The sequence below is a fragment of the Candidatus Methylomirabilota bacterium genome (assembly GCA_028870115.1).
In the GTDB taxonomy this organism is placed as follows: Bacteria; Methylomirabilota; Methylomirabilia; order Methylomirabilales; family Methylomirabilaceae; genus Methylomirabilis.
Map to the genome: position 1 here is coordinate 1 of JAGWQH010000102.1, position 24,985 is coordinate 24,985.

Consider the following 24,985-nt stretch of genomic DNA (forward strand, 5'->3'; position numbering starts at 1 on the left):
AATTATTTCGCCTGCCTCAACAGCGCGGTCTTCTCCGACGGCACCTTCGTCTACGTGCCCGAGGGCGTCCGTTGCCCGATGGAGCTTTCAACCTACTTCCGGATCAACGCGGCCGAGACGGGCCAGTTCGAGCGGACCTTGATCATTGCAGATGAGGGCGCCTATGTAAGTTACCTTGAAGGCTGCACCGCCCCAATGCGGGACGAGAACCAGTTGCACGCGGCGGTGGTGGAGTTGATCGCTCACGACGACGCCCAGATCAAGTATTCGACGGTCCAGAACTGGTATCCGGGAGACAAGGAGGGCAAGGGCGGCATCTATAACTTTGTGACCAAGCGGGGCAAGTGCCTGGGGAAGCGCGCTAAGATCTCCTGGACGCAGGTGGAGACCGGCTCGGCGATCACCTGGAAATACCCGAGTTGTATCCTGCAGGGCGACGATTCGACCGGAGAGTTCTACTCGGTTGCGCTGACCAACCACTATCAGCAGGCGGATACCGGCACTAAGATGATCCATCTTGGCAAGCACACCAGGAGCACCATCATCTCGAAGGGAATCTCTGCCGGCCACGGGCAGAACAGCTACCGGGGGCTGGTGAAGATCATGAAGGGAGCGACCGGCGCCAGGAACTACTCGCAGTGCGATTCCTTGCTGCTCGGCGACAAGTGCGGAGCCCATACGTTCCCGTATCTGGAGGTGAACAACGACTCCTCGCAGCTCGAGCACGAGGCCTCCACCTCGAAGATCAGCGAGGATCAGCTTTTCTACTGCAAGCAGCGCGGGATCTCGGCCGAGGATGCCGTCAATCTGATCGTGAACGGCTTCTGCAAGACGGTGTTCCGCGAACTGCCGATGGAGTTTGCTGTAGAGGCCCAGAAGCTGCTGGGTGTAAGCCTCGAGGGGAGCGTCGGCTAAGAGGTAGGGGCGCTGCTTGCCGCGCCCTTTTCGGGCAGGGCTAGCCCTGCCCCTACATCTATTTAGAGAGAATAATAGATTGCTCACAATTAAAAACCTGCACGCGAAGGTAGGGGGCGCCGTAATTCTGCGCGGGGTCGATCTGGTGGTGAAGCATGGCGAGGTCCATGCTGTCATGGGTCCTAACGGCTCGGGCAAGAGCACGTTGGCCCACGTGCTCGCCGGTCGGGATGGTTATGAAGTGACGGCTGGCGAGGTGGTGTACGAGGGGAAGGATCTGCTCCGAATGCCCCCGGAAGAGCGCGCTCGCGAGGGGATTTTTCTCTCCTTCCAATACCCGGTCGAGATCCCAGGGGTGAGTACGAGTTACTTTTTGAAGGCGGCAGTGAATGCCATACGGAAGCACCGCGGCCTCGAAGAGCTTGATGCCATCGACTTCCTCAACCTGATCAAGGAAAAGATGAAGCTCGTCGAGTTGGACCAAAGCCTCTTGAATCGTTCACTCAACGAAGGCTTCTCGGGCGGGGAGAAGAAGCGAAACGAGATCTTTCAGATGGCCGTACTCGACCCCAAGTTGGCGATTCTGGATGAGACTGATTCCGGCCTGGATATCGATGCCTTGAGGATTGTGGCGAACGGTATCGATGCGCTCAGGAGCCCGGATCGCGCCATGATCCTGATTACCCATTACCAGCGGTTACTGAATTACGTCACTCCCGACGTCGTCCACGTACTCTTTGAGGGGCGGATTGTCAAGTCAGGCGGGCAGGATCTGGCGCACGAGCTCGAGGCGAAAGGGTACGACTGGATCAAGGCGGAAGCTGAACTTACCCAGCAGCCGGTCGTGTAGGAGACAGCGGCAGCGTGATGCTTCAAGTTGCGGAAGAGCTGGACAGCTATCGTCTGGACTTTGAGCGGTTTGAGAGGGAGGACGCGGGCAGGCGACCCCAGTGGATCAACCAGATCCGCAAGGCGGCGTTCGGACGGTTCGTCGAGCTGGGGTTTCCCACGACCCGGCTCGAGGATTGGAAGTATACCAATGTTGCCCCGATCGTCAAGACCCCGTTCAGACGTGCGGGACAGGTCCGGAGAACGCTACCGGTCGAACGTCTTGAGCCCTTTACCCTTAAAGACGTGGCGTGCGCTCAACTCGTTTTCGTGAACGGCCAGTTCTCGTCCGATCTTTCGTCGCTTGAGAAGCTTCCGGAAGGTGTCGTAGTGGGCAGCCTGGCAACGGTGCTCGCCTGCAACCCGGCCTCGGTCGAGCCGCACCTGGCTCAGCACGCCGGTTACCACAATCAGGCGTTTGTGGCCCTCAACACGGCCTTCATGGAGGACGGGGCGTTCGTATCCATCCCGAAGGGCACGATCGTTGAGATGCCTATCCATCTGCTGTTCGTCTCCTCGGCGGCCTTTGACTCGGCTCAGGACAGGCCGTCCAGGTCGGCTGACGATGAGAGCGGTTCCGCCGCAGTATGGTATCCGCGGAACCTGATCGTAGTCGGATCCCGTAGCCAGGCTCGGATTGTCGAGAGCTATGTTAGTGCGAGCAACGACGTGTATTGTACCAATGCGGTCACTGAGATCGTCGGCGGCGAGAACGCGGTGATCGACTATTATAAGGTGCAGCGGGAAAGCAAGGAGGCTTTTCACGTGGCAACGGTGCAGGCACGGCTGAGTCGCAGCGGCACATTCTCGTCCCACGCCATTGATCTTGGCGGCGCGCTCGTCCGCAACAATCTGAACGTAGCGCTCGAGGGGGAGGGTGCGGAGTGTACTCTCAACGGTCTCTATATGGTGGCGGGTCGGCAGCATGTGGATAACCACACGCGGATCGATCATGCTCAGCCACATTGCAGCAGCCGTCAACTCTATAAGGGTATCCTCGATGGGAAGTCGAGGGGAGTTTTCAACGGCAAGGTCGTCGTTCATGGGGCCGCTCGGAAAACCGACGCCAGGCAGGTCAATAAGAACCTCCTGCTCTCCGAAGACGCCGTTATTGACAGTAAGCCGCAGTTGGAGATCTTTAACAACGACGTGAAATGCACCCATGGCACCACAATCGGCCAGCATGACCAGGATGCAATGTTTTATCTGCGCTCTCGCGGCCTCGATCTTGCGACTACCCGGAGCCTGCTGACCTATGCGTTTGCGAGCGAGTTGCTCAGCCGGATCAAGGTTGAGTCGATCCGAGTCAGGCTCGAAGCGCTCCTGCTCACGCGGCTTCGCGATGGCACCTCGCCGGAGGAGACGACATGAGAGCAGTCACAGCGATGACCGCACAGGATGTGCAGCGTGAGACGCGCATGGCATTTGACGTGGAGCGCATCCGGGAGGATTTTCCCGTTCTGCGGCAGCAGATTCGCGGCAGGCCGCTGGTGTACCTTGACAACGCAGCCACAAGTCAGAAGCCGAAGATCGTTGTTGAGACGATGGAGCAGTATTACCTGGCTGAAAACTCGAATGTGCACCGGGGGGTCCACCTCTTGAGCGAGCGGGCCACGGAGGCCTTTGAGGGCGCCAGGAGAAAGGTGGCGCGGTTTCTCAACGCGAGGGATGCGCGCGAGATCGTCTTCGTTCGCGGTGCCACAGAGGGGATTAACCTGGTGGCTCACAGCTTTGCCAGGCCGCGTCTGACGGCGGGGGACGAGATCCTCATCTCCGAGATGGAGCACCACTCGAATATCGTTCCGTGGCAGATCGTGTGTCAGGAAACCGGCGCACTTCTGCGGGTCGTGCCGATCAACGATGACGGTGAGTTGCGACTCGACGAATACGAGCGGTTGCTCGGCGCGAGAACGCGGCTGGTGTCGATCGTGCACGTCTCAAATGCTCTTGGCACGGTCAACCCGGTGAAGCAGGTGATTAAGATGGCGCACGAGCGAGGCGTGCCCGTCTTGATCGACGGCGCCCAAGCCGCGCCCCATTTGCCGGTGGATGTGCAGGCGATGGATTGCGACTTCTATGTATGCTCCGGTCACAAGCTGTTCGGTCCCACCGGCATCGGCATCGTGTTCGGAAAGGCTCGCCACTTTGAGGCCATGCCGCCATACCAGGGCGGGGGCGATATGATCCTCTCGGTTACCTTCGAGAAGACGATCTACAACGAGGCGCCGTTAAAGTTCGAGGCCGGGACGCCCCACATTGCGGGCGCTATCGGGCTCGGCGCGGCGATCGATTACGTAAGCGGCATCGGGCTGGATCAGATCGCCGCCTACGAGCATGAGTTGCTGGCGTATGCGACGGATGCCACGTCCGCCATCCCGGGCTTGCGGATCATCGGGACCGCCAAAGAGAAGGCGAGTATCCTCTCCTTTGTCCTTGACGGTGTCCATGCGCACGACATCGGCACGATCCTGGATCAAGAGGGGGTTGCGATCCGGACCGGCCATCACTGTGCTCAGCCGGTGCTGCAGCGGTTTGGCGTGCCGGCCACCGCCAGGGCGTCGGTGGCGTTTTACAATACGCGAGACGAGATCGATGCGCTGGTAAAGGCGATCTACAAGGTCACCGAGCTGTTCGGCTGATGACGGACTTGCGTGAACTTTATCAGGAGGTCATCCTTGACCATAATAAGCGGCCGCAAAATTTCCGAAAACTGGAAGACGCGAACCGCACGGCGGAAGGGTACAATCCGCTGTGTGGCGATCAGATCACGGTCTACGTGCGTGTGGAAGATCATGTGATCAAGGAGATCGCCTTTCAGGGATCGGGCTGCGCAATTTCGAAGGCCTCCGCATCGATGATGACCGGGATTGTGAAAGGAAAGACGACAGCAGAAGCCGAGAGCCTTTTCGGTACGTTCCATAGAATGGTTACGGCCGATCCGGAGGCTGCATCTGATCTGCTTGCAGTGGGGAAGCTCGCGGCCTTTGCGGGCGTACGAGAGTTCCCGGTTCGGGTCAAGTGCGCGACTTTGCCGTGGCATACGTTGCATGCCGCGCTGGAGGGGAGAGCGCAGGTTGCCTCGACGGAGTAGGAAGGTCCCTCCTCACCCCCGCCCTCTCCCCCAATAGAGGCGAGGGGGTACCCCGAAAAGACCTCCTCTCCCCTCATACCTGGGGGAGAGGATGAAGGTGAGGAGGTTCGGACTTTCATGTCCATGGGTACGCCACCGTGCATGGGGTATTGCTCAATATTCTTGTATGAGATGAGGGCCAATCAATGATGGATACGAGTGAGATCGAGGCAGAGGTCATTGAGGTTCTCCGTACCTGTTATGACCCGGAGATCCCTGTCAATATCTATGATATGGGGCTGATCTATGAGGTCAAGGTGGAGCCTTCCGGCTTAGCCAGGGTGGTGATGACCCTCACGTCGCCTCATTGTCCAGCCGCCGCACAGCTGCCGGCTGAAGTCGAGATGAGGGTGCGGTCCGTTCCTGGCGTGACAGATGCCGAGGTCGAGGTGGTCTGGGACCCTCCATGGGATCCATCCAAGCTGTCCGAAGCCGCCAAGCTTCAGCTTGGTTTCCTGTAGTAGTAGCGGTAGTAGTAGGTTCGCGCGTGTATCAGAACTTCAGTCAACCACAAACACTTAGTCAGCGAGGAGAAGAACAATGGCGTACGTCGTAGCCGATCCATGTATCGGCACCAAAGACCATGCGTGTGTAGATGTCTGCCCGGTGGAGTGTTTCTACGAGGGCGAGGAGCTGCTGTTTATTCACCCGGAGGAGTGCATCGATTGCGCCGCCTGCGAGCCGGAGTGCCCGGTTGCCGCGATCTTTGAAGCGAGCCAGGTGCCGGAGCAGTGGCACAATTTCATCCAGATGAACGCCGACGCGTGCAAGGATGGACATACCCTTCCGGTGGCGGTCCAGCGGGCGGCGTGGGAAGCCCAGAAGGAGGAAGAGGGGAGCGTCGCCAATCTCTATTACAAGAAGTATCCTCCGAAGCACTAACCTGCGAGGTCGGCAGTACGGGCGATCTTGGATCTTGGAAGCCGAAAGGTAGAGCCGAGACCCAAGATCGCTCCGGCTGCCGGGTTGCGTAAACGGCTCGGATCTCGAAGTAGAGCCCTGAAAGGTTTGGCGGATGTTTTTTGACCTGTTGAGCAGACCGCTTCGCAGTGTGCGCCTGTCGGTGACCGATCGGTGCAACCTGCGCTGCCGGTACTGTATGCCTGAGGAAGAGTACGTCTGGCTGCCGCGCAAGGAGATCCTGACGCTGGAGGAAGCGAGTCGCCTGGTGGATATCTTCGCCGAGCTTGGCGTCAACAAGATTCGCCTGACGGGGGGCGAGCCGCTCGTCCGCAGAGACCTTGCGGCTCTGGTGGAGATGATGGCGCGCAACCCGCGGATCGAGGATCTTGCCATCACCACAAACGGGGTTCTTTTGGCGGAGGCCGCGCAGGCGCTGTATGACGCCGGCCTGCACCGCGTGACGGTCAGTCTGGACACCCTTCGCCCTCATCGTTTCAGAGTACTCACACGAAGAGACTCCCACGACAAGGTGCTGAACGGGATCAAGACGGCTCAACAGGTCGGCTTCAAGGGATTGAAGATTGATAGTGTGGTCATGCGGGGATTCAACGAGGATGAACTCGTCGATCTACTGGAGTTCGGCAAGCAGATCAACGCCGAGGTCCGCTTCATTGAGTACATGGACGTGGGTGGCGCGACCCAGTGGTCGACGGACAGGGTCTTTTCCAGGGCGGAGATGCTTGAGGTGCTCACGCGACAGTACGGCCGTATTGAGCCGGTCGTTGAGACGGGCTGGGCGCCTGCCGATCGATTTGTCCTGCCGGATGGCACAGTCTTCGGCATCGTTGCATCCACAACCACGCCGTTCTGCCGTACCTGCGACAGGAGCCGGCTTACTGCCGATGGGACATGGTACTTATGCCTGTACGCCCACCGCGGGATCGACTTGCGGACACCGCTACGGGCCGGGGCCTCGAAAGCAGAGTTGATGTCCATGATCGTCTCCGGATGGACCGGGCGACGCGATCGCGGCGCCGAAGAGCGGAAAGAACTCCGGGCGAGAGACGTGTTGGTCTTGGTCGAGGGCCTCAGAGCAGACCCTCGCCTTGAAATGCATACCAGGGGCGGGTAACGGGTCACAGACCTGCCGTCCTGTCACGGCAATCCTACGCAAAACAAGCCAAGCACGTGAAATCCTCTCCAGCCACCTGAACCTTTCTTCTGTTTTTGACTCATCACCAGATTCGTAATGCCCGACTCCTGTTACAATATAAAGTGGGTCCATCCATAGGGCGCGTATCCGATTTCGTAATCACTGAAGTAGGGCGACTGGAGAGGGAACAAGGCGATGCGGATGTATGTGGCCGGACAGTGGGTCGATACGGCAAAGAAGATCGATGTCCTTAACCCGTATGATGGGACGGTCGTCGATACCGTGCCCTGCGCGGACTTGGGCGATGTCGAGAAGGCCCTGGAGGGCGCAGTTCGTGGCGCACGGACGATGGCAGCGCTCTCCGGTTACGGCCGCTATCAAATTCTGAAAGCGGCGGCAGAGCTGATTGAGGCTCGGAGTGAGGAGTTCGCCAAAACCATTACCCTCGAGGAGGGCAAGAGCCTGGCCGAGTCGCGCTATGAGGTGAGCCGGGCTGTGCAGACCCTGACCTTGTCGGGCGAGGAGGCCAAGCGCCTGCATGGCGAGACCGTCCCCTTTGATGGGGCCCCGGGCGGCTCCGGCAAGTTCGGCTTTACGCTGCGCGTGCCGTGCGGGATTGTGGTCGCTGTCAGTCCCTTCAACTTCCCGCTGAACCTGGTATGCCATAAGGTCGGACCGGCCTTGGCGGCGGGCAACGCGGTCGTCATCAAGCCGGCCACCGATACCCCTCTCTCGGCACTGAAGCTTACAGAGATCCTGCTGGAGGCGGGTCTGCCGACTGAGGCAATCGCCTGTCTGACCGGCTCAGGGGCGGTAATTGGCGACGCGCTGTGCAGCAATCGGCGGGTCCGCAAGATCACATTTACGGGAAGCCGCGACGTCGGCGAGCGGATCTGCCGGATGGCCGGAATCAAGAAGGTCACGATGGAACTCGGCAGTAACTCGCCCGTCGTCATTATGTCCGATGCCGATCTCGACAAGGTCGCTGCCGCTGTGGCGGCGACCGGCTACACGAACGCCGGGCAGGTCTGTATCTCCACCCAACGGGTCTTGACCAGCGAAAAGGTCTACGGCGATTTTCTGGACGCCTTGAAACCCAAGGTGGAGGCGCTCATCACCGGTAACCCCCTGGACGCGAGCACCAAGGTAGGCCCGATGATCCGCGAGCGGGACGCCATCCGGGTTGAGGAGTGGGTGGATGAGGCGGTGGCAAGCGGCGCGCAGGTTGTGACGGGTGGAGTGCGTCAGGGAGCGGTCTACGCCCCCACGGTCGTCGCCGACGTCAGGCCCGACATGCGGATCTTCTGTGATGAGCTGTTCGGGCCGGCCGTCGCGGTCACGCGATTCGACACAATCGACGAGGCGATTGCGCTTGCCAACGATACAATCTACGGCCTGGCAGCCGGCATCTTCACCGAAAACCTGGAGTGGGCGATGCGGTTCGCGCGCGAGGTCGAGGCGGGCAACCTGATGATCAACTGGGGACCTCAATGGCGTGCCGACCTGATGCCGTACGGAGGGCTGAAAGAGAGCGGCTTCGGCAAGGAAGGCCCGCGCTATGCCGTCGAGGAGATGACCGAGCTGAAACTGGTCTGCTTCCACCTGAAGGATTAGCAATGTTCGAGGAGGACGGACCTCGATGAAGGCCGCCGAGCTTCTGGTTCGATGCCTTGAGCAGGAGGGGGTACGCTATGTCTTCGGCGTCCCTGGTGAGGAGACGCTGGACCTCATGGACGCCCTCCTCGACTCCCGTATCACCTTCATCCCGACCCGCCACGAGCAAGGGGCGGCCTTCATGGCCGACTGCTACGGCCGTCTGACTGGAACGGCCGGGGTTTGTCTGGCCACCCTGGGGCCTGGCGCCACCAACCTGGTCACTGGGATCGCCGACGCCAACCTCGATCACGCCCCGCTTGTTGCTATTACGGGTCAGGCTGGCCGGGACAGGATCCACAAGGAGTCGCATCAGTACATCGATATCGTGGAGAACTTCCGGTCGATCACTAAGTGGAATACGCGGGTAGAGGTTGGAGCGGTCATCCCCGAGGTGGTGCGGAAGGCATTCAAGGTTGCGCAGGCCGAGAAACCAGGGGCCTGCCATCTGGAGCTGCCTGAAGACGTCGCGGGGGAGCAGGTGGCGGGGATCCCGCTCACAGTGGAGCGGGCGCGGCGACCCTCGCCCGACCGCCCTTCTCTCCACGCGGCAGCCAGGTTGATCGAGGAAGCCTCCTTTCCCCTTATCCTGGCCGGCAATGGGGTCATTCGCGGGAAGGCGTCGCATGATCTCCGGAAGCTCGCCGAGCGAGTCGGCATCCCCGTGGTCAACACCTTCATGGCCAAGGGGTGTGTCCCGGCCGATTTCGACCTCTCCCTCATGACGATCGGCGTACACGCTCGCGACTACGTGGCCTGCGGGATAGAGCGGGCTGACCTCATCATCGCCGTAGGGTACGATCCGGTGGAGTATGCTCCGAAGTTCTGGAATCCGGACGGGACCTGCCGGGTGATCCATATCGACTTCACGCCGGCGGAGGTAGATAGTCACTATCAACCAGTGGTGGAGATCGTTGCTGATGTCCGGGAGGCCCTCGAGCTGCTCGCGGAGGAGGTCCATGGCTCCAAAGATCCCGCCCCCGCCAAGGTCCTTCGGCACTGGATTCAGACCGAGATCGAGGCGGAGGCCGACGACGACGGTTTCCCCCTCAAACCCCAGCGGATCCTGCGCGATATCCGCGCGGTGCTCGGGCGGGATGACATCCTCGTCTCCGACGTCGGGGCCCACAAGCTCTGGGTGGCCCGCCTCTTCCCGGCGTTCGCCCCGAACACGGTTCTCATTTCCAATGGCTACGCCGCGATGGGCTTTGCGCTGCCGGCCGCCATTGCAGCCAAGCTGGTTTTTCCCGAGCGGCAGATCCTCGCGGTTAGCGGTGACGGCGGCTTCCTGATGAACTGCCAGGAGCTGGAGACGGCTGTCAGATTGGGCCTCAGTCTGGTCATTGTCATCCTCCGGGATGACAGCTTCGGCGTCGTCCGCTGGCATCAACTGACTCGATTTGGCCGGGAATCGGGCGTCTCCTTCGGGAACCCGGACTTTGTGAAGTTCGCCGAGTCGTTCGGGGCGAGGGGCTATCGAGTAGAGGAGGCCGCAGCCCTTCGCCCCATCCTCGAGGAGGCCGGTCAATGGCAAGGCCTGTCCATTGTAGATGTCCCGGTCGACTACGCCGAGAACTTCAAACTAGCAGAGAAGATGGGGCGGATCGTCTGCCCCTTGTGACGGCACGCGGGTGATTCAGGACGGGGGATGCGATGCTGAAGGGTGTGGATCATGTGGATCTGGTAGTCTCTGACATGGATGAGGCGATCGCGTTCTACACAGAGAAGCTAGGCCTGACGCTTCGATATGACGGCCGCCCGGACGGCGGCGGCAAACACACCTTTCTCGGTGATGCGGAGGGGTCGTTTGTGGCTCTTGAGGAGCAGCCAGGACTCAAGATCGAGGGGCCGCAGCGCCTAGGACATCTGGCCTTCGCGGTCGATGACGTGAAGGCCGCACGCAAAGAACTTGAGAAGCGTGGCGTAAAGATCACAGACGAGCGGACCGATGAGGATGGCCGGGCCAAGTCCTACTATTTCACCGGTCCGGACGGCATTCGCCTCGAGATCTACGGACCTGTGTAAGATCTCATCACGCTGAATGTCGACTTCCGTGACAAGCCTCGGGTGCGATCCAGGCGTTTGATACGGTGGAGCGAGGTATGACGGAAAGGAGGCGGAAGCACCTTGTGCCCGATCAGTAATCGCGATGTCGAAGAGGCTCGCAACTACCATGCGGCAACCAAACACTCCTACTGGAGTATCCGCTTAGGGGGCCATTTCCTCGACTGGGCCAACAAGCCGCGTCAATACAAGGTATACCCGGGGCTGCCGGTCGTCCCGATTCCGCGTGATGTGACGCCGCCAGCCGTGGATGCGCTCGAGGCTGTCGGAGCCTTCCCGTCAATCGGGACGAGCATCCTTGATCTGGCCGGACTGGCGCAGGTCCTGTTCTTTTGCACAGGTCTGACCAAGAAGAAGATCTACCCCGGGGGTGAGGTGCAGCACTTTCGTGCAGCCTCCTGCACCGGCGCGCTCTACGAGATCGAGATCTACGCCGTCTGCGGCGATCTTCCAGGACTGCCCGCCGGAGTCTACCACTTCTGCCCGACCGACTTCGCCCTCCGCCGGTTGCGAGAGGGGGATTTTCGGGGAGTGCTGGCTCATGCGACGGCCGGCGACGCGTCGATCGCAGGCGCTCCTGTCACCGTGGTACTGACAGCCATCTTCTGGCGGAACGCCTGGAAATACCAGGCCAGAGCCTACCGCCACTTTTACTGGGACGCTGGAACGATTCTGGCTAATCTGCTGGCCACGGCTGCTTCCGCGCAGCTTTCGTCTCAGGTCGTGACAGGGTTTATCGATGCCCTCGTGGATCACCTCCTTGGTCTGGACAGTGAACGCGAGGCAAGTCTCTGTCTGGTCCCGATCGGTGCAGAGTCGCCTGCTCCGGAGCCGCCGGAGATCCCGCCGATTGCGCCAGAAACCGTCCCGCTCTCGAAAAGAGAGGTGGATTATCCGCTGATCACGCAGATACGCGCAGCCTCCATGCTGGCAAGTGAGGAGGAGATTCGAGCCTGGCGATCAGCCTTTGTACCGCGACCCTCGCTGCCTCCCGGCGAGAAATATTTTCCTCTTACCCCCATTGATCGCGAGCACCCTCCCATCCGGACCCTCGGCGAGGCCATTCTCCGTAGGGGCTCAACACGCCAGTTCGCTCAACTGCCGATCTCATTCCGGCAGCTTTCTACCATCCTTGAGCGATCCAGCCGCGGGATCCCGACGGACTTTCTCGGAGGGCCGGGAACGACCTTACTGGATACCTATCTCATCGTCAACTCAGTTGAGGATCTTCCCACAGGGGCCTTCTATTTCTCGCCATCTGGGCAGGCGCTTGAGCTCTTGAAAGAGGGTACATTTCGACGCGAGGCAGGCTACCTCTGCCTTGAGCAGGGGCTGGGCATCGAGGCGAGCACTATCATTTTCTTCCTCACAGACCTGGACCGGATCCTCGAGTGCTACGGAAATCGGGGCTATGGCGCTGCCCAGCTCGAGGCGGGGATCGTGGGCGGGAAGATGTACCTCTGTGCGTACGCCCTGGGTTTAGGCGCGACGGGTACCACCTTTTATGACGATGATGTTACCGGCTTCTTCTCCCCCCACGCTCAGGGGAAGATTACGCTCTTTGCTGTCGCGCTGGGACGATCGGCGCGTGTCCCAGGGCGCGTGAAGCTTCTCAGATCATCAATTCCTCCGAAACGAACAGCGGGGACGTGAGCCGTGTCTTAGAGGCGATTGAGTAGTTTGTGGAGAGGATCGTCGCGGATGTGGATGGAACGCTGACGATAAAGGTGAAATTCGGCGGCCTGCGTGGCACGCCAAGAGCCGTTGCGCAATTGTGGTGCCGGGGGAGGGAGTCGAACCCTCATGGACCGAAGCCCGCGGGATTTTGAGTCGTGAATGGAGCCCCGAATCCAGCAGCAGTATAGGATACTTACAAGAGGTTAGCAATCGTGTGGATTGGCTCAAGTAGGCTAAGATGGGGCTGATTGAGACTGAGGCGGGCACAATCCGGCGCGATACTGCCTTCTATTCTACCGCCTGAATCTACTCCAGTTATCGCCCATCTTGCCGTAGAAAACGGCAACGGGGATAAGAATGCCGATCAATACGGGTCAGTAGAGTGCCAGGAGGGCGGCACCGAACGGTGCACGGCGTCCAGTGCGTGTGCCGGACTCAACAGGAAGTCAGTACCGGGAGTCGTGCGGGCAGCGGCGGCGGTTCGAAAACCTGGTGGCTAAGCATATGAAGGCGCTGGAGCAAGAAGAACGTGAGACGGGATCAGAAGGGAGCAGCAGCGCTTCTAAGCGGCCCGTATCCAATTAGATCCAGCTACTGGGCCTCCCCGCTCCAGGTGCCGCCAGACAAGATGGGGAGGAGGACCGGGTAAGGATAGCCCTCATCACGCATCGGGGTGTTCGCGGCGTTCTTCGGCGTGGTCATCACTCCACCTCCTCTCTTGGCTGCCGCATGGTCGACGTGATTGAGTGGTTCATGTCGCTTGCCTGAGCGGTGAGAACCTACAGATCGGTGAACGGACACGCTGTCACGTCTGATCCGAGTGGGAGTCGGATATCGCCCGGGTGGACCACGTATCCTGGCAGGGCCGCGTCGCCGAAATCCACCCGGAACGTCCTGATGGACGAGGCCATGGCCGGTCGCGGGGTCGCGGACAGCTTGACCTCGATCGGGACGAGCTTCCCGGAGACCTCGACCACGATATCTACCTCCGTGCCGGTGGAGGTCCTCCAGAAGTAGACCTGCGGCTCGAGGCCTCGATGGGTAAGTGTCTTGACGATCTCGGACAGGACCGCCGTTTCCATGATCGGACCGCCCATGGGACCGGAGGCGGCATGGCCGGGATCTTTCAGGCCGGTCAAATAGCACAGCGTGCCGACATCGGTGAAATAGACTTTCGGTGTCTTGACGAGCCTCTTGCCGACGTTGGCGAAATAGGGCCGGAGTACGACCACCTGGTAGGTGGCTTCCAGCACCGACAGCCAGGCCTTGACCGTGTTCACGGCGACACCGAGGTCCCTGGCCAGATCGGTCAGGCTGAGGAGTTGGGTGGTGCGCGCCGCCAGGACCCGGAGGAAGCTCTGGAACTGAGTCAGATCGCCTACCTGGCGGAGGGTGCGCACGTCTCGCTCCAGGTAGGTCTGGACGTATCCGGCATGCCAGAGGGTGACGTCGCGTCCGGGGTTCGCGACCAGCTCCGGGTAGCCGCCCCGCAGGAAGTCCTGCCAGATGCCCCGATCCGTTCTCCTCGCAGGGCTCCTGTGTCCGGACTCCCATGGCAGGGCGGCGTTCGGGCGTTCTTCCGCCTCGCGGCGGGACAGTGGTAGCAGGCGGAGTACTGCCGTGCGCCCGGCCAGGGATTCGGTGATCTTCTCGGCGAGCAGGAGATTCTGGGAGCCCGTGAGGAGGTATTGGCCGGTCCGCTCGCGGTGGGCATCGATCTGTTCCTTCACGTAGGGCAGCAGGTTGGGAGCGTGCTGCACCTCGTCGAAGATCACCGGAGGTGGGTACGCGTCCAGGAAGCCCCGAGGGTCTTCCCTTGCGATCGCCCGGATGTCGGGAGGCTCGAGGGAGACATAGCGGCAGTCATTGCCAAAGAGGTGTGTGAGCAGTGTCGTCTTGCCGGACTGCCTGGGACCAGTCAGGACGACGGCAGGAAATTCGGCTGCGGCCTTCCTGAGAACCGGTTCCAGCGACCTCGCGATGTATTCCCGACCCATGACGCGCCTCATAATTTGTTATTATGCATTCCTACTGCATAATTGCAAATAGAAAATCCGCTCTTGAGGACCACGTCGATGGGATCACGGAACGCCTTCGCAGAGGGAACGTGAGCGGCGGCCGTGAGGCGATTGAGCGGTTTATGAAGAGGATCGTCGTGGACGTGGATGGGATGCTGGCACTAAAGGCGAGATTGGAACGTCTGCTTGGCGTGCCGAATGTCATGGCTCAGTTGTGGTGCCGGGGGAGGGAGTCGAACCCTCATGGACCGAAGCCCGCGGGATTTTGAGTCCCGTGCGTCTACCAGTTTCACCACCCCGGCGCGATGTACTTCTACCATATCTCGGCAAGGGTGTCGAGAGGCTTGTCTGGAAGTGTTGGGAAACAGAACGTAAGCATCCCAACATGTCCCAGAAACTTCTTGTATCCCGCCTTGTTCTGTGCTAGAAACTCTCTGGGAACTATGTAAATAAGGCAACTCGGCTCTAGGCGGATCGCGTGGATTCTCCTAAGGGTTCTCAGAAGAGTGGCATTACATTCCTCCTGCAATAATCAATAATTTGGTGTACGTTCTCCCTCGCTGCGAGCACCGCAAGTCAGTTTGAGGAGCTACCTATGATCTTCGATTGGTTTTTTGGCATGTTTTCCAATGACCTCGCCATCGATCTCGGAACCGCCAACACGGTCATCTACGTAAAAGGTAAGGGAATTGTTCTCAGCGAACCGTCGGTGGTAGCGATCAAGAAGGGGACCAACATGGTCCTGCAAGTGGGACGCGACGCCAAGGAGATGCTCGGCCGTACCCCTGGCAGTATTGTTGCGATTCGCCCATTGAAGGACGGCGTGATCGCCGACTTCGATATTACCGAGTCGATGATTAAGCATTTTATCGTCAAGATCCACAACCGGAAAACCCTCGTTCGACCCCGAATCGTGATTGGTGTCCCCTCCGGTATCACCCAGGTCGAGAGACGCGCCATTCGCGATGCTGCGGAGCAGGCCGGAGCGCGCGAGGTATACCTGATGGAAGAGCCCATGGCTGCGGCAATCGGTGCCGGACTGCCGGTCCAGGACCCCGTGGGCAGCATGATCATCGATATCGGGGGCGGAACGACCGAGGTGGCCGTTATCTCCCTGGCCGGAATCGTGTATGCCCAGTCGGTCAGGATTGCCGGGGATGAGATGGATGACGCGATTGTCCAGTATCTGAAGCGGAAGTATAACCTGCTCGTGGGAGAACGAACCGCAGAGAGCGTGAAGATCCAGATCGGCTCGGCGTTTCCGTTCGATGAACCTCATAAGATTGAGATCAAGGGGCGCGATCTGATTGGCGGTATCCCCAAGACGATTACCGTCAGCGACAGCGATATTCGAGAGGCCCTCCACGACCCGATCCATGCCATTGTCGATGCGGTCCGAACAGCCTTGGAGCGGACGCCGCCGGAGCTGGCTGCCGACATTGCAGATAAAGGGATCGTGATGGCCGGCGGTGGGGCCCTGCTGCATGGCCTGGATGTGCTGATCTCCCATGAGACCCATCTCAAGGTACGCGTCGCTGAAGATCCGCTCTCGTGCGTTGTACTCGGAACAGGGAAGGCGCTGGATGAGCTGGATCTCCTCAAAAGGGTGTGCCTCGAGGCGTAAATGCGGTCTGCCGGGAGGCTTGCCGATCGTGTTGCCTTTGTGGCGCACACCTCGATTCTCCCCGTAGCTCCGTAGGCGTTAAAGACAGGCATGACTCGACTGCTGCTCCGATACCGGCGGACGCTAGTCCTTTCGACAGCCCTGCTCCTGGCTTTTGTGCTGATGACGCTGCAAGCCCGCAGCGGTGGCTCCCTCGCTCTGTTTACGAAGCAGATCCTCCTCACCTCCGTGTCCCCGTTCCTGCGGCTTGTCACGAAGAGCTTCGACATCACCGCGACGGTTTGGAATGAGTACATCGATCTCCGCCGGGTCCGCCGCGACAATCAGCTCTTGAAGGAGGAGGTTCGGCAACTCCGAGCAGAGGTGGGCGAGCTGCACGAGACAGCCCTGGAACATGCTCGCTTGAGCCGGCTCCTCCAGATAGAGAATCGAATGGACAACCGGGTGGGTACGGAGGCGATCGTCGCCAAGGTGATCGGTAAGGACACCACGAACTGGTTCAGATCGATCCTGATTGATGCGGGGGCGGACCGAGGGATCCGGCGCCATATGACGGTCGTGACCGCTGAAGGGCTGGTGGGAAGGGTGGTGGACGTGACGGCGCAGGCGTCTCGGGTACAGCTCATTACCGATCCGGAAAGCGCGGTAGGCGTGCTCATCCAGCGAAGCCGCGCCATCGGGATCGCCGCGGGGAGCCAAGACGGCGCCATCCAGATCAAGTATCTTCCCTTGATGACCGACGTAGCTGTCGGCGACCGGATCATCACCTCAGGAATGGGCGGTATCTTTCCGAAAGGCATCCCGGTAGGCAAGGTTGCACGATCGAGCCGGCCGACGAACGGAACCCTGTTTCAATTGATTGAAGCGCAGCCTCATGCTGATTTTTCGCGCCTGGAGGAGGTCATGGTCCTGAAACGGCCGCCTTCGAGTGACCTGTCTTGGCCGGGTGAGGAGCCCCCGCCATGATGATGTTCCTGCTGGCGCTCTTCAGTGTCTGCCTCCTGCAAGCCGCCATCGTCCCCCGCTTGGCCATCGGCGGCATTCAGCCGGACCTGTTTCTGGTCCTGCTCTTCGGATTGAGCCTTTCTGTAGGACCGGAGTTGGCGACAGCCGCCGGCTTCCTCATCGGGCTGTACCAGGACTCCCTCTCTGGTGCCCCCCTTGGCCTCAACGCGTTCGCGTTGAGTCTGATCGGCTTCCTGGTGAGCGGATTAAGTCAACAGGTGAAGACGACCCAGTTGGCCGGGCGGTTTGCGCTGCTGTGCCTGGCCGGACTGCTGTCCGGGCTCATCACCCTCCTGCTCCTCCGCTTTTTTCATGCGCCTCGCCCGTTGGTATCCGCCCTCCTGTGGACTGCGCTGCCGGCAGCGCTCTACACCGCGATACTGGGGGCCGGGCTGCTTGGCGTGCTGAAGCTGAAAATCAACAAGGGCCTGACCTGATGAGCGGGGACCGTAAGATCTCAAACCGCTATGCCCCCTTCCAGAAACGGATCAGGGTTGCAGCGGTCCTGATCTCTGCAGCCTTCCTGATCCTGCTGCTCCGTCTCTGGGCTCTGCAGATCCTGGAGGGTGATCGTTTGCTCCTCCTTTCCCTTAATAATCGCCTGCGCCTGCGGCCGGTCGAGGCGCCAAGGGGACTCATTTTCGATCGAAACGGAGATCCCATGGTAGAGAATCTGGCGTCGTTCGACCTGTATGCGACACCAGAAGATATGCCTGATGTAGAGGAAACAACGCACCGCCTCGCGGAGATCCTCCAGTTCTCACCCGATGAGCTGAGGCAACGCATCGCGCAAAGGCAGGGCTCGCAACTGCAGCCGGTGCTGCTGCGAAAAGGGGTGGATGGGCGCACCGTCACGGCCATCGAAGAGCACAAGATCGATCTACCGGGCGTCAGCCTTCAGGTCAGACCGGTGCGCGCGTATCCCAATGGCGGGTCAGCCGCTACCCTGCTGGGCTACGTGACCGAGGTGAGCCAGGCGCAACTCAAGTCTAAAGAATTTCGGGACTTTCGTCCGGGTGAGACGATGGGGCAGGCCGGGATTGAGCGGCGATACGACGCGTTTATACGGGGTGTTGATGGCGGGGATCAGGTAGAGGTGGACGCGCTCGGAAAAATAAATCGGCTGATCCAGCGGGTTGAACCGCAGTCCGGGTTTAATCTACACCTGACGCTCGACAACCGGCTGCAGCGGGTCGCGGAGCAGGCCCTGCAGGGCAAAAGCGGCGCGCTCATCGCTGTCCATCCGTCGACCGGTGAAATCCTGGCCATGGTAAGCCAGCCATCGTACGATCCAAACCAGTTCTCCGAGCATATGACTCTGGAGCAGTGGCACAGGCTCATCGCTGACCCTCGTCATCCTATGCAAAATAAAGGGCTCCAGGGCCAGTACGCGCCGGGCTCCATCTTTAAACTGGTGACCGCGCTTGCGGCTCTCGAAAAGGGAGCCATTCATCCTGAGACCACGTTTTCCTGCAACGGCTCCTTCAGCCTCGGCTCCCACCTCTTCCACGACTGGAAAAAAGGCGGTCACGGGACGTTAGATCTCCGGCAGGCAATCGCCAACTCCTGCAACATCTACTTCTACAACACGGCGCTCAAAACCGGAATCGAGGAGATCACCCGCGTTGCGAGGGAGCTGGGGCTTGGCGCCCCCTCTGGGTTTGGGTTGGGCAGTGAAGCAAGGGGGGTCATTCCCTCCTCAACGACTCGCCCACCAGAGGTCGGCGGATGGTATCCCGGCAACACGGTGATGGCCGGAATCGGACAAGGGATGGTTACGGTTACGCCGATACAGGCCGTGATGATGGTGTCTGCCATTGCCAACGGGGGGACCCTCTACAGACCCTGGGTTGTACGAAAGGTCGAAACGCTGGATCGTGAGTTGATTGAGGAGTACGGCTCCGAACGCATCCGGCGGGTCAACATCGACCCTGATAACCTGGCGATTGTCAGGGAAGGAATGCAGGCGGTGGTCAGCGAAGGAACGGGGAGTCGCGCCAAAATTCCCGGGCTCAGAGTGGCCGGCAAGACAGGAACCGCGCAGGTTGTGGAGAATGGTGGTTCGCAGCGAGGCGATCAACGGGACCATGCCTGGTTCGTGGGCTTCGCACCCGCCGATAATCCTCAGATTGCCATTGCCGTGGTGGTGGAGCACGGCGGTTTCGGCGGCCAAGTGGCTGCGCCGATTGCGCGGAGTCTCCTGGAGGCGTGGTTTCAGCTTCCCAAAGAACAGCAGCCGGTTCAGACTGCTGAGTCGGAACCGACCGAAGGCGACTGATGGGAGCGCTTGTCCCATGTTAATACCTCGCCGCGTTCTACCCGTCCTCGACTGGCGACTTGTCGCCTCCGCTGCCGGGCTTGCCGCCCTGAGCGTCCTGATCATCTACAGCACAAGCGGGATGCACGCCTCCCTCTTTCGAAGATCGCTGTATCTGAAACAGGCGATCTGGGTAGTGATGGGACTCTCCGCCATGATCCTGCTCTGCCTGGTCCCTTACCGGACAACCTGGAGCCTGGCCTATCCTCTGTACGCCTTTCTCCTGATCGCGCTGGTGCTTGTCGCCCTGACCGGCCGAACCGGCCTGGGCGCCCAGCGATGGCTCAGCATCGGATCGTTCGCGTTTCAACCTTCGGAGTTCATGAAGCTGTCACTCATCATCCTGCTGGCTCGCTACTTTGAGGATCGAAAGGAAGAGTTATGCGCACCTCGGATCTTTATCGTGCCGATCCTCCTGACCCTTCTGCCGACGGTCTTTGTCCTACGGCAACCCGATCTTGGCACCGCCATCATGCTGCTCTTGATCTGTGCCAGCATCCTGGCAGTGATGGGACTGAAGATTCGCTACTTCGTTCTGGTCGGCGCAGTCGGATCTGCTGTCGCGCCGGTGCTCTGGAACTTCCTGCATGACTACCAGAAGAATCGGGTTCTCGTGCTGATGTATCCTGATATGGATCCCATGGGCGTGGGCTATCATGTCGCCCAATCGAAGATCGCCGTCGGCTCAGGGGGGGTGATCGGAAAGGGATGGATGGCGGCGACGCAGAGCCAGCTCAATTTCCTGCCGGAGAATCACACCGACTTCATCTTCGCCGGTCTGGCGGAGCAATGGGGCTTCATCGGCTCGCTAGGTTTACTGCTGATCTATGCCTACCTTCTTTCGAGGGGTCTTCGCCTCGCTAAAGATGCCCACGACCTGTTCACCATGATCACGAGCTTCGGCATCGTGAGCATGATGGCGTGGCAGGTGGTGATCAACATCGGGATGGTGACCGGCATCATGCCGGTAGTCGGCATTCCGCTCCCGCTGCTCTCCTACGGGGGCTCTTCCATGCTGGTGAACATGCTGGCCGTTGGGCTGCTGCTCAACCTTCACAAACATCGGTATCTGTATTGAGGCTGTACTGAAGCCTTGACAGGCGTTGTTGTCGCTGCTATGAAACACAGGATACGGGAATCCAGAAATGAATTATAAAGAGACACTCAATCTACCTACAACCGTCTTTCCGATGAAGGCGGATCTCCCTATACTCGAGCCATCTATCCTGAAACGGTGGGAAGCTTCGGGTCTCTATGATCGGCTCCGCGAGGTTCGGGCTGATCGGCAGGTCTGGATCCTCCACGACGGCCCTCCCTACGCGAACGGCCACATCCACATTGGTCATGCACTCAATAAGATATTGAAGGACATCGTGGTCAAGTCCAGGTCGATGTTCGGCTACAACGCCGCCTACGTCCCGGGATGGGATTGCCACGGACTTCCGATCGAACACCAGGTCGACAAAGACTTGGGCAGTAAGAAAGCAGAGGTGTCGCTGGTGGAAAAGCGAGCGCTTTGCCGCGAGTACGCCGCCCGGTTTGTCGACATTCAGCGGGAAGAGTTCAGGCGGCTCGGGGTACTCGGCAACTGGTCGGATCCCTACCTCACCATGGATTACAAATACGAGGCAACGATCGTCCGTGAACTGGGGAGGTTGTTCGGAACGGGGGCAGCCTACAAGGGCAAGAAGCCGGTTCACTGGTGCGCCTCATGCCGGACCGCTCTGGCCGAAGCCGAGGTCGAGTACGGCGATCATTCATCTCCGTCCATCTACGTTAAGTTTCCGCTTAACCCGGATGTCGCGGAGCGCCTGCCGGTCCTGCAGGGCAAACGATCGTTCGTCGTGATCTGGACGACGACACCGTGGACGCTGCCGGCGAATCTGGCTATCGCCGTACATCCGGATGCATCCTACGTGATCGTCGAATCGACTGACGAGTTCTTCATCGTCGCCAAAGATCGGCTGGAGGTTACACTTGCAGCCGCAGGGGTGAAAGCGAGCCGGGTTGTCGAGGAAGTATCTGGTCGTACGCTGGAAGGACTTACGGCCAGGCATCCCTGGATCGAACGACCCTCGAAGGTTGTGCTGGCCGACTATGTCACCATGGACCAGGGGACAGGGTGTGTGCATACGGCGCCGGGACATGGGGTTGAGGACTACGAGACCGGCCTCCGATACGGTCTCGATATCTATAACCCTGTCGACGCAGCCGGGCGGTTCGTTGCGGATCTGCCGCTTGTCGGCGGCCTGAGCGTCTGGAAGGCCAACAGCACGATCGTTGCAGAGCTTCAGCGCCGCGGTCTGCTGCTGTCGGAGGTGCAAGTCGAGCACTCCTATCCCCATTGCTGGCGGTGCAAGAACCCGACCATCTTTCGGGCGACGGAACAGTGGTTCATCTCCATGGACGCGGCGGTCCTGTCTGATGAAAGCGGCAGGCGGACCGGACTCCGCGCCAAGGCCCTGACGGAGATCAAGCAGGTTCGGTGGATCCCCTCCTGGGGCGAGGACAGGATCAGCAATATGGTCGCGTACCGCTCCGACTGGTGCATCTCGCGGCAGCGGGCCTGGGGGGTCCCGATTGTCGCCTTCTACTGCGCGCATTGTGGCCACATCCTGGCGGACCAGCAGCTCGCGGAGCACGTGGCAACCATGATCGAACGCGCGGGAGCTGACATGTGGTACACAAAAACGGCAGCGGACCTGCTTCCGCCCGGGACCACCTGTTCTAACTGCAAGAGGACCGACTTCGAGAAGGAACGCGACATCCTGGATGTCTGGTTCGATTCCGGTGTGAGCCACGCAGCCGTCCTCGCGGTCCGACCTGACCAACAGTGGCCCGCCGACATGTACCTCGAAGGGAGCGACCAGCATCGGGGCTGGTTCCATAGCTCGTTGCTCACCGCAGTCGGAACCCGGGGACACGCGCCCTATCGGGCGGTCCTGACCCACGGCTTCGTGGTGGACGGCGAAGGCAAGAAGATGTCGAAGTCGCTCGGCAACGTTGTGGCGCCCCAAGAGGTGATCGAACGGTACGGCGCCGAGATTCTTCGCTTGTGGGTGGCAGCCGAGGACTATCGCGATGATATCCGGATCTCCGAGGAAATCTTGAAGCGACTGGCGGAAGGGTACCGGCGCATTCGGAATACCTGTCGCTATCTGCTCGGCAACCTGTCCGACTTCCAGCCTACTCAGGATGCGCTGCCGCCCAACGAACTCGATGAGATCGATCGGTTCATCCTGAGTCGACTGGAGCGGCTCATCGAACGAGTGCGCCGGGCCTACGAGACCTACGAGTTTCACCTCCTCTACCATAGCCTGCACAACTTCTGCGCTGTGGACCTTTCAGCCTTTTACCTGGATGTCCTCAAGGATCGGGTCTACACTTCGGCCCCTCGCTCTCGCGCCAGACGTGCGGCCCAAACCTCGATGTATCGGATCCTTGGCGCGCTCGTCAGACTTATGGCGCCGGTCCTGTCCTTTACCGCCGATGAGGTCTGGCAGGCAATGCCCAAGGAGGGCGGCGAGGGGGAGAGCGTGCACCTTGCCGAATTCCCGCTCGTCCGGCCCGATCTGCTGGACGAAACCCTTGAAGCCCGCTGGGATATTTTACTGTCGGTTCGTGATGAGGTCCTGAAAGCCCTCGAAGCCGCTCGCAAAGCCAAGCTTATCGGGACGTCACTGGAGGCGCGAGTTGACCTGCTGGTCGAGCCCGCCTTGCTGCCGGTTCTCACCCAGTACGAAGCTGATCTGCCGATGCTGTTCATCGTCTCGTCCGTGAGCGTAGGGAGTCTGGCCGAGGCGGATACGGTCGGAAAAAAGGTTGAGGTGCGGGTAGGGCGGGCAGAGGGGCTCAAATGCGCGCGATGCTGGACCTACAGCGAAAGCGTGGGTCGGTCGATCCCTTACCCGGATGTCTGCGCCCGCTGCGCCAGCGTCCTGGAAGAGATAGGGGAGAGGGTATAGGGTTGCGTTTCTACGCTGTTGCGCTCATCGTTATCGTTCTCGATCAGATCTCCAAGCTGTTGATCCAGGCTTCGATACCCCTCGGCCACAGCATCCCCCTCATCCCTGATCTCTTCGCGATCGTCCATGTCATGAACCCTGGTGCGGCATTCGGCTTCCTGGCCGCCCAGGCCGCAGGGGTTCGCAACCCTTTCTTCATCGGCATCTCTCTCCTGGCCATCGGGTTCATTCTGTACTATCGACATCACAGATCTGACGACCATCCGCTTGGCTCGTTCGGGTTGAGCCTGATCCTTGGGGGCGCTGTCGGCAACCTGGCGGATCGGTTGAGAATCGGGATGGTTGTCGACTTCATCGATGTTCACTATTACCAGTATCACTGGCCCGCGTTCAACGTTGCGGACTCCGCCATCACCATCGGCGTGTCGCTCATGATGCTCACGCTGATCCTTGATGAACGTCGGGAGCGTCATCGAGGTCCGGCTTCGTGAGCGGCGATGAGGTCCGCGAACTCATAGCCGATGCCTCGGTCGCCGGCCTGCGGCTGGACCGGTACCTCACTGCCGCGACCGGGCTCCCACGCTCACAGATCCAGCGCCTCATCAAAGCCGGCCGGGTGCTGGTCGATGGTCGCCACCCGAAGGCGAGCGCCACGGCCCACCCGGGCCAGCAGATCAGCCTCTCGATCCCTTCGCCACAACCGTCCACTCTCACACCTGAACCGATTCCCCTCGACATCCTGTACGAAGATACCGACCTCCTGATCCTGAATAAGCCGGCGGGACTGGTCGTGCACCCCGCCCCCGGGCATCCGGCCGGTACGCTGGTCCACGCCATTCTGTATCACTGTCCGGATCTCCCAGGGATCGGCGAAGAGCGACGACCAGGGATCGTTCACCGGCTCGACAAAGAGACGTCGGGAGCGATGGTCGTGGCTAAAACCGACGCGGCCATGGCCTCACTCGCCACACAATTCAAAGGACGCCGGGTCCAGAAGACCTACATCGCGCTGGTGCATGGCGAGGTCAAGCAGTCTGAGGGGCAGATCGTAGCTGACATCGGCCGGCACGAACGGGATCGAAAGCGGATGGCGGTGCGCACACGCAAAGGTCGGAAGGCGGTAACCATCTACCGGGTGGTGAAGCGACTGGGTGACCTTACACTACTCGAACTCATGCCGCAGACCGGCAGGACCCACCAGATCCGGGTCCACCTGTCCGCAATCGGCCACCCGGTCGTGGGCGATAAGGTGTACGGGGGAACAAAGGAAAAAAAGTTCAAAGTTCAAAGTTCAAAGTTCAAGGGTAAGGCGGAGCGGCATCTGCTGCATGCCTGGAAGTTGGGTTTCTTCCACCCGAGGACCGATGCGTGGATGGAGTTCGAGGCCCCGCTGCCGCCGGACTTCAAAAGCCGGCTTCACACAGAATCCTAGATAGACACCAGTCTGCTCAGACCCTCTCCAGGTTTTCCGTTTACCGAGAAAGCATAAAATCAGCTCGAATACGTGCAGTGTCAAGCGGTAGTTCGTGATACCCACATCATCACCGATCAATATACTATCCGAGCGATTTCTGTATATTATTATATCATAAATGTCAGCATCTATGACCACTTTGTAATAAAATGTACTATATTATATGCGATGATGATTGGGATGACATTGCGGGCGCCAC

Annotated in this window: 21 protein-coding genes and 1 tRNA gene; 20 read left to right on the forward strand and 2 right to left on the reverse strand. The window is 60.0% G+C overall.

What is annotated here, in order from left to right; all coding sequences use genetic code 11:
* From sufB to KGL31_11755, 12 genes are all read left to right on the forward strand, one after another.
* The coding region (gene sufB, locus KGL31_11700) for a Fe-S cluster assembly protein SufB (GenBank protein ID MDE2322555.1) at positions 1–915 on the forward strand (915 nt) is incomplete at its 5' end.
* 79 nt (positions 916–994) lie between these two features.
* Positions 995–1,765 (forward strand): Fe-S cluster assembly ATPase SufC, encoded by a 771-nt coding sequence (gene sufC, locus KGL31_11705; GenBank protein ID MDE2322556.1) that lies wholly within the window; start codon positions 995–997, stop codon positions 1,763–1,765.
* A 14-nt stretch (positions 1,766–1,779) separates the two neighbouring features.
* Positions 1,780–3,174: a Fe-S cluster assembly protein SufD gene (sufD, locus tag KGL31_11710; GenBank protein MDE2322557.1), complete on the forward strand. Its 1,395-nt coding sequence runs from the start codon at positions 1,780–1,782 to the stop codon at positions 3,172–3,174.
* A gap of 47 nt (positions 3,175–3,221) precedes the next feature.
* Entirely contained in the window at positions 3,222–4,442 is a 1,221-nt protein-coding gene (locus KGL31_11715) for a cysteine desulfurase (GenBank protein ID MDE2322558.1), read from the forward strand.
* Positions 4,442–4,894, forward strand: coding sequence for an SUF system NifU family Fe-S cluster assembly protein (locus KGL31_11720; protein ID MDE2322559.1), 453 nt, complete (start codon positions 4,442–4,444; stop codon positions 4,892–4,894). Before KGL31_11715 ends, KGL31_11720 begins: the two co-directional genes overlap by 1 nt.
* A gap of 188 nt (positions 4,895–5,082) precedes the next feature.
* Positions 5,083–5,394: a DUF59 domain-containing protein gene (locus KGL31_11725; GenBank protein ID MDE2322560.1), complete on the forward strand. Its 312-nt coding sequence runs from the start codon at positions 5,083–5,085 to the stop codon at positions 5,392–5,394.
* A gap of 79 nt (positions 5,395–5,473) precedes the next feature.
* The gene (locus KGL31_11730; GenBank protein ID MDE2322561.1) at positions 5,474–5,815 is read left to right on the forward strand and encodes a ferredoxin family protein; all 342 of its coding nucleotides are present in this window, start codon (positions 5,474–5,476) and stop codon (positions 5,813–5,815) included.
* 133 nt (positions 5,816–5,948) lie between these two features.
* Complete coding sequence (moaA, locus tag KGL31_11735) at positions 5,949–6,968, forward strand: GTP 3',8-cyclase MoaA (GenBank protein MDE2322562.1); 1,020 nt, start codon at positions 5,949–5,951, stop codon at positions 6,966–6,968.
* 216 nt (positions 6,969–7,184) lie between these two features.
* Entirely contained in the window at positions 7,185–8,603 is a 1,419-nt protein-coding gene (locus KGL31_11740; GenBank protein MDE2322563.1) for an aldehyde dehydrogenase family protein, read from the forward strand.
* Between the two features lie 25 nt (positions 8,604–8,628).
* Positions 8,629–10,263, forward strand: a complete 1,635-nt coding sequence (locus tag KGL31_11745; protein MDE2322564.1) for an acetolactate synthase large subunit — start codon at positions 8,629–8,631, stop codon at positions 10,261–10,263.
* A gap of 32 nt (positions 10,264–10,295) precedes the next feature.
* Positions 10,296–10,667: a VOC family protein gene (locus KGL31_11750; protein ID MDE2322565.1), complete on the forward strand. Its 372-nt coding sequence runs from the start codon at positions 10,296–10,298 to the stop codon at positions 10,665–10,667.
* 102 nt (positions 10,668–10,769) lie between these two features.
* Positions 10,770–12,359: a SagB/ThcOx family dehydrogenase gene (locus KGL31_11755; GenBank protein ID MDE2322566.1), complete on the forward strand. Its 1,590-nt coding sequence runs from the start codon at positions 10,770–10,772 to the stop codon at positions 12,357–12,359.
* 803 nt (positions 12,360–13,162) lie between these two features.
* On the opposite strand, the gene KGL31_11760 is transcribed toward KGL31_11755, so the two are convergent.
* Both KGL31_11760 and KGL31_11765 read right to left on the reverse strand, forming a co-directional pair.
* Positions 13,163–14,392 (reverse strand): ATP-binding protein, encoded by a 1,230-nt coding sequence (locus tag KGL31_11760; GenBank protein MDE2322567.1) that lies wholly within the window; start codon positions 14,390–14,392, stop codon positions 13,163–13,165.
* A gap of 224 nt (positions 14,393–14,616) precedes the next feature.
* Positions 14,617–14,703: transfer RNA gene (locus tag KGL31_11765), tRNA-Leu, on the reverse strand.
* A 296-nt stretch (positions 14,704–14,999) separates the two neighbouring features.
* On the opposite strand from KGL31_11765, the gene KGL31_11770 reads away from it, so the two are divergent.
* The 8 genes from KGL31_11770 (at position 15,000) to KGL31_11805 (ending at position 24,744) form a co-directional block, all read left to right on the forward strand.
* The gene (locus KGL31_11770) at positions 15,000–16,025 is read left to right on the forward strand and encodes a rod shape-determining protein (GenBank protein ID MDE2322568.1); all 1,026 of its coding nucleotides are present in this window, start codon (positions 15,000–15,002) and stop codon (positions 16,023–16,025) included.
* 90 nt (positions 16,026–16,115) lie between these two features.
* Positions 16,116–16,991 carry a rod shape-determining protein MreC gene (gene mreC, locus KGL31_11775; protein ID MDE2322569.1) on the forward strand — a complete coding sequence of 292 codons (876 nt, stop codon included), beginning with the start codon at positions 16,116–16,118 and terminating at the stop codon, positions 16,989–16,991.
* On the forward strand, positions 16,988–17,467 hold the full coding sequence (mreD, locus tag KGL31_11780) for a rod shape-determining protein MreD (protein ID MDE2322570.1): 480 nt from the start codon (positions 16,988–16,990) through the stop codon (positions 17,465–17,467). The genes mreC and mreD overlap by 4 nt, the downstream gene beginning before the upstream one ends.
* Positions 17,467–19,308: a penicillin-binding protein 2 gene (gene mrdA, locus KGL31_11785; GenBank protein ID MDE2322571.1), complete on the forward strand. Its 1,842-nt coding sequence runs from the start codon at positions 17,467–17,469 to the stop codon at positions 19,306–19,308. The genes mreD and mrdA overlap by 1 nt, the downstream gene beginning before the upstream one ends.
* A gap of 16 nt (positions 19,309–19,324) precedes the next feature.
* On the forward strand, positions 19,325–20,425 hold the full coding sequence (gene rodA / locus KGL31_11790; protein MDE2322572.1) for a rod shape-determining protein RodA: 1,101 nt from the start codon (positions 19,325–19,327) through the stop codon (positions 20,423–20,425).
* A 67-nt stretch (positions 20,426–20,492) separates the two neighbouring features.
* A complete protein-coding gene (ileS, locus tag KGL31_11795; protein MDE2322573.1) occupies positions 20,493–23,312 on the forward strand; it encodes an isoleucine--tRNA ligase in 2,820 nt (939 codons plus the stop codon).
* A complete protein-coding gene (gene lspA / locus KGL31_11800) occupies positions 23,213–23,803 on the forward strand; it encodes a signal peptidase II (protein MDE2322574.1) in 591 nt (196 codons plus the stop codon). Before ileS ends, lspA begins: the two co-directional genes overlap by 100 nt.
* Positions 23,800–24,744 carry an RluA family pseudouridine synthase gene (locus tag KGL31_11805; GenBank protein MDE2322575.1) on the forward strand — a complete coding sequence of 315 codons (945 nt, stop codon included), beginning with the start codon at positions 23,800–23,802 and terminating at the stop codon, positions 24,742–24,744. Before lspA ends, KGL31_11805 begins: the two co-directional genes overlap by 4 nt.
* Positions 24,745–24,985 lie beyond the last annotated feature (241 nt).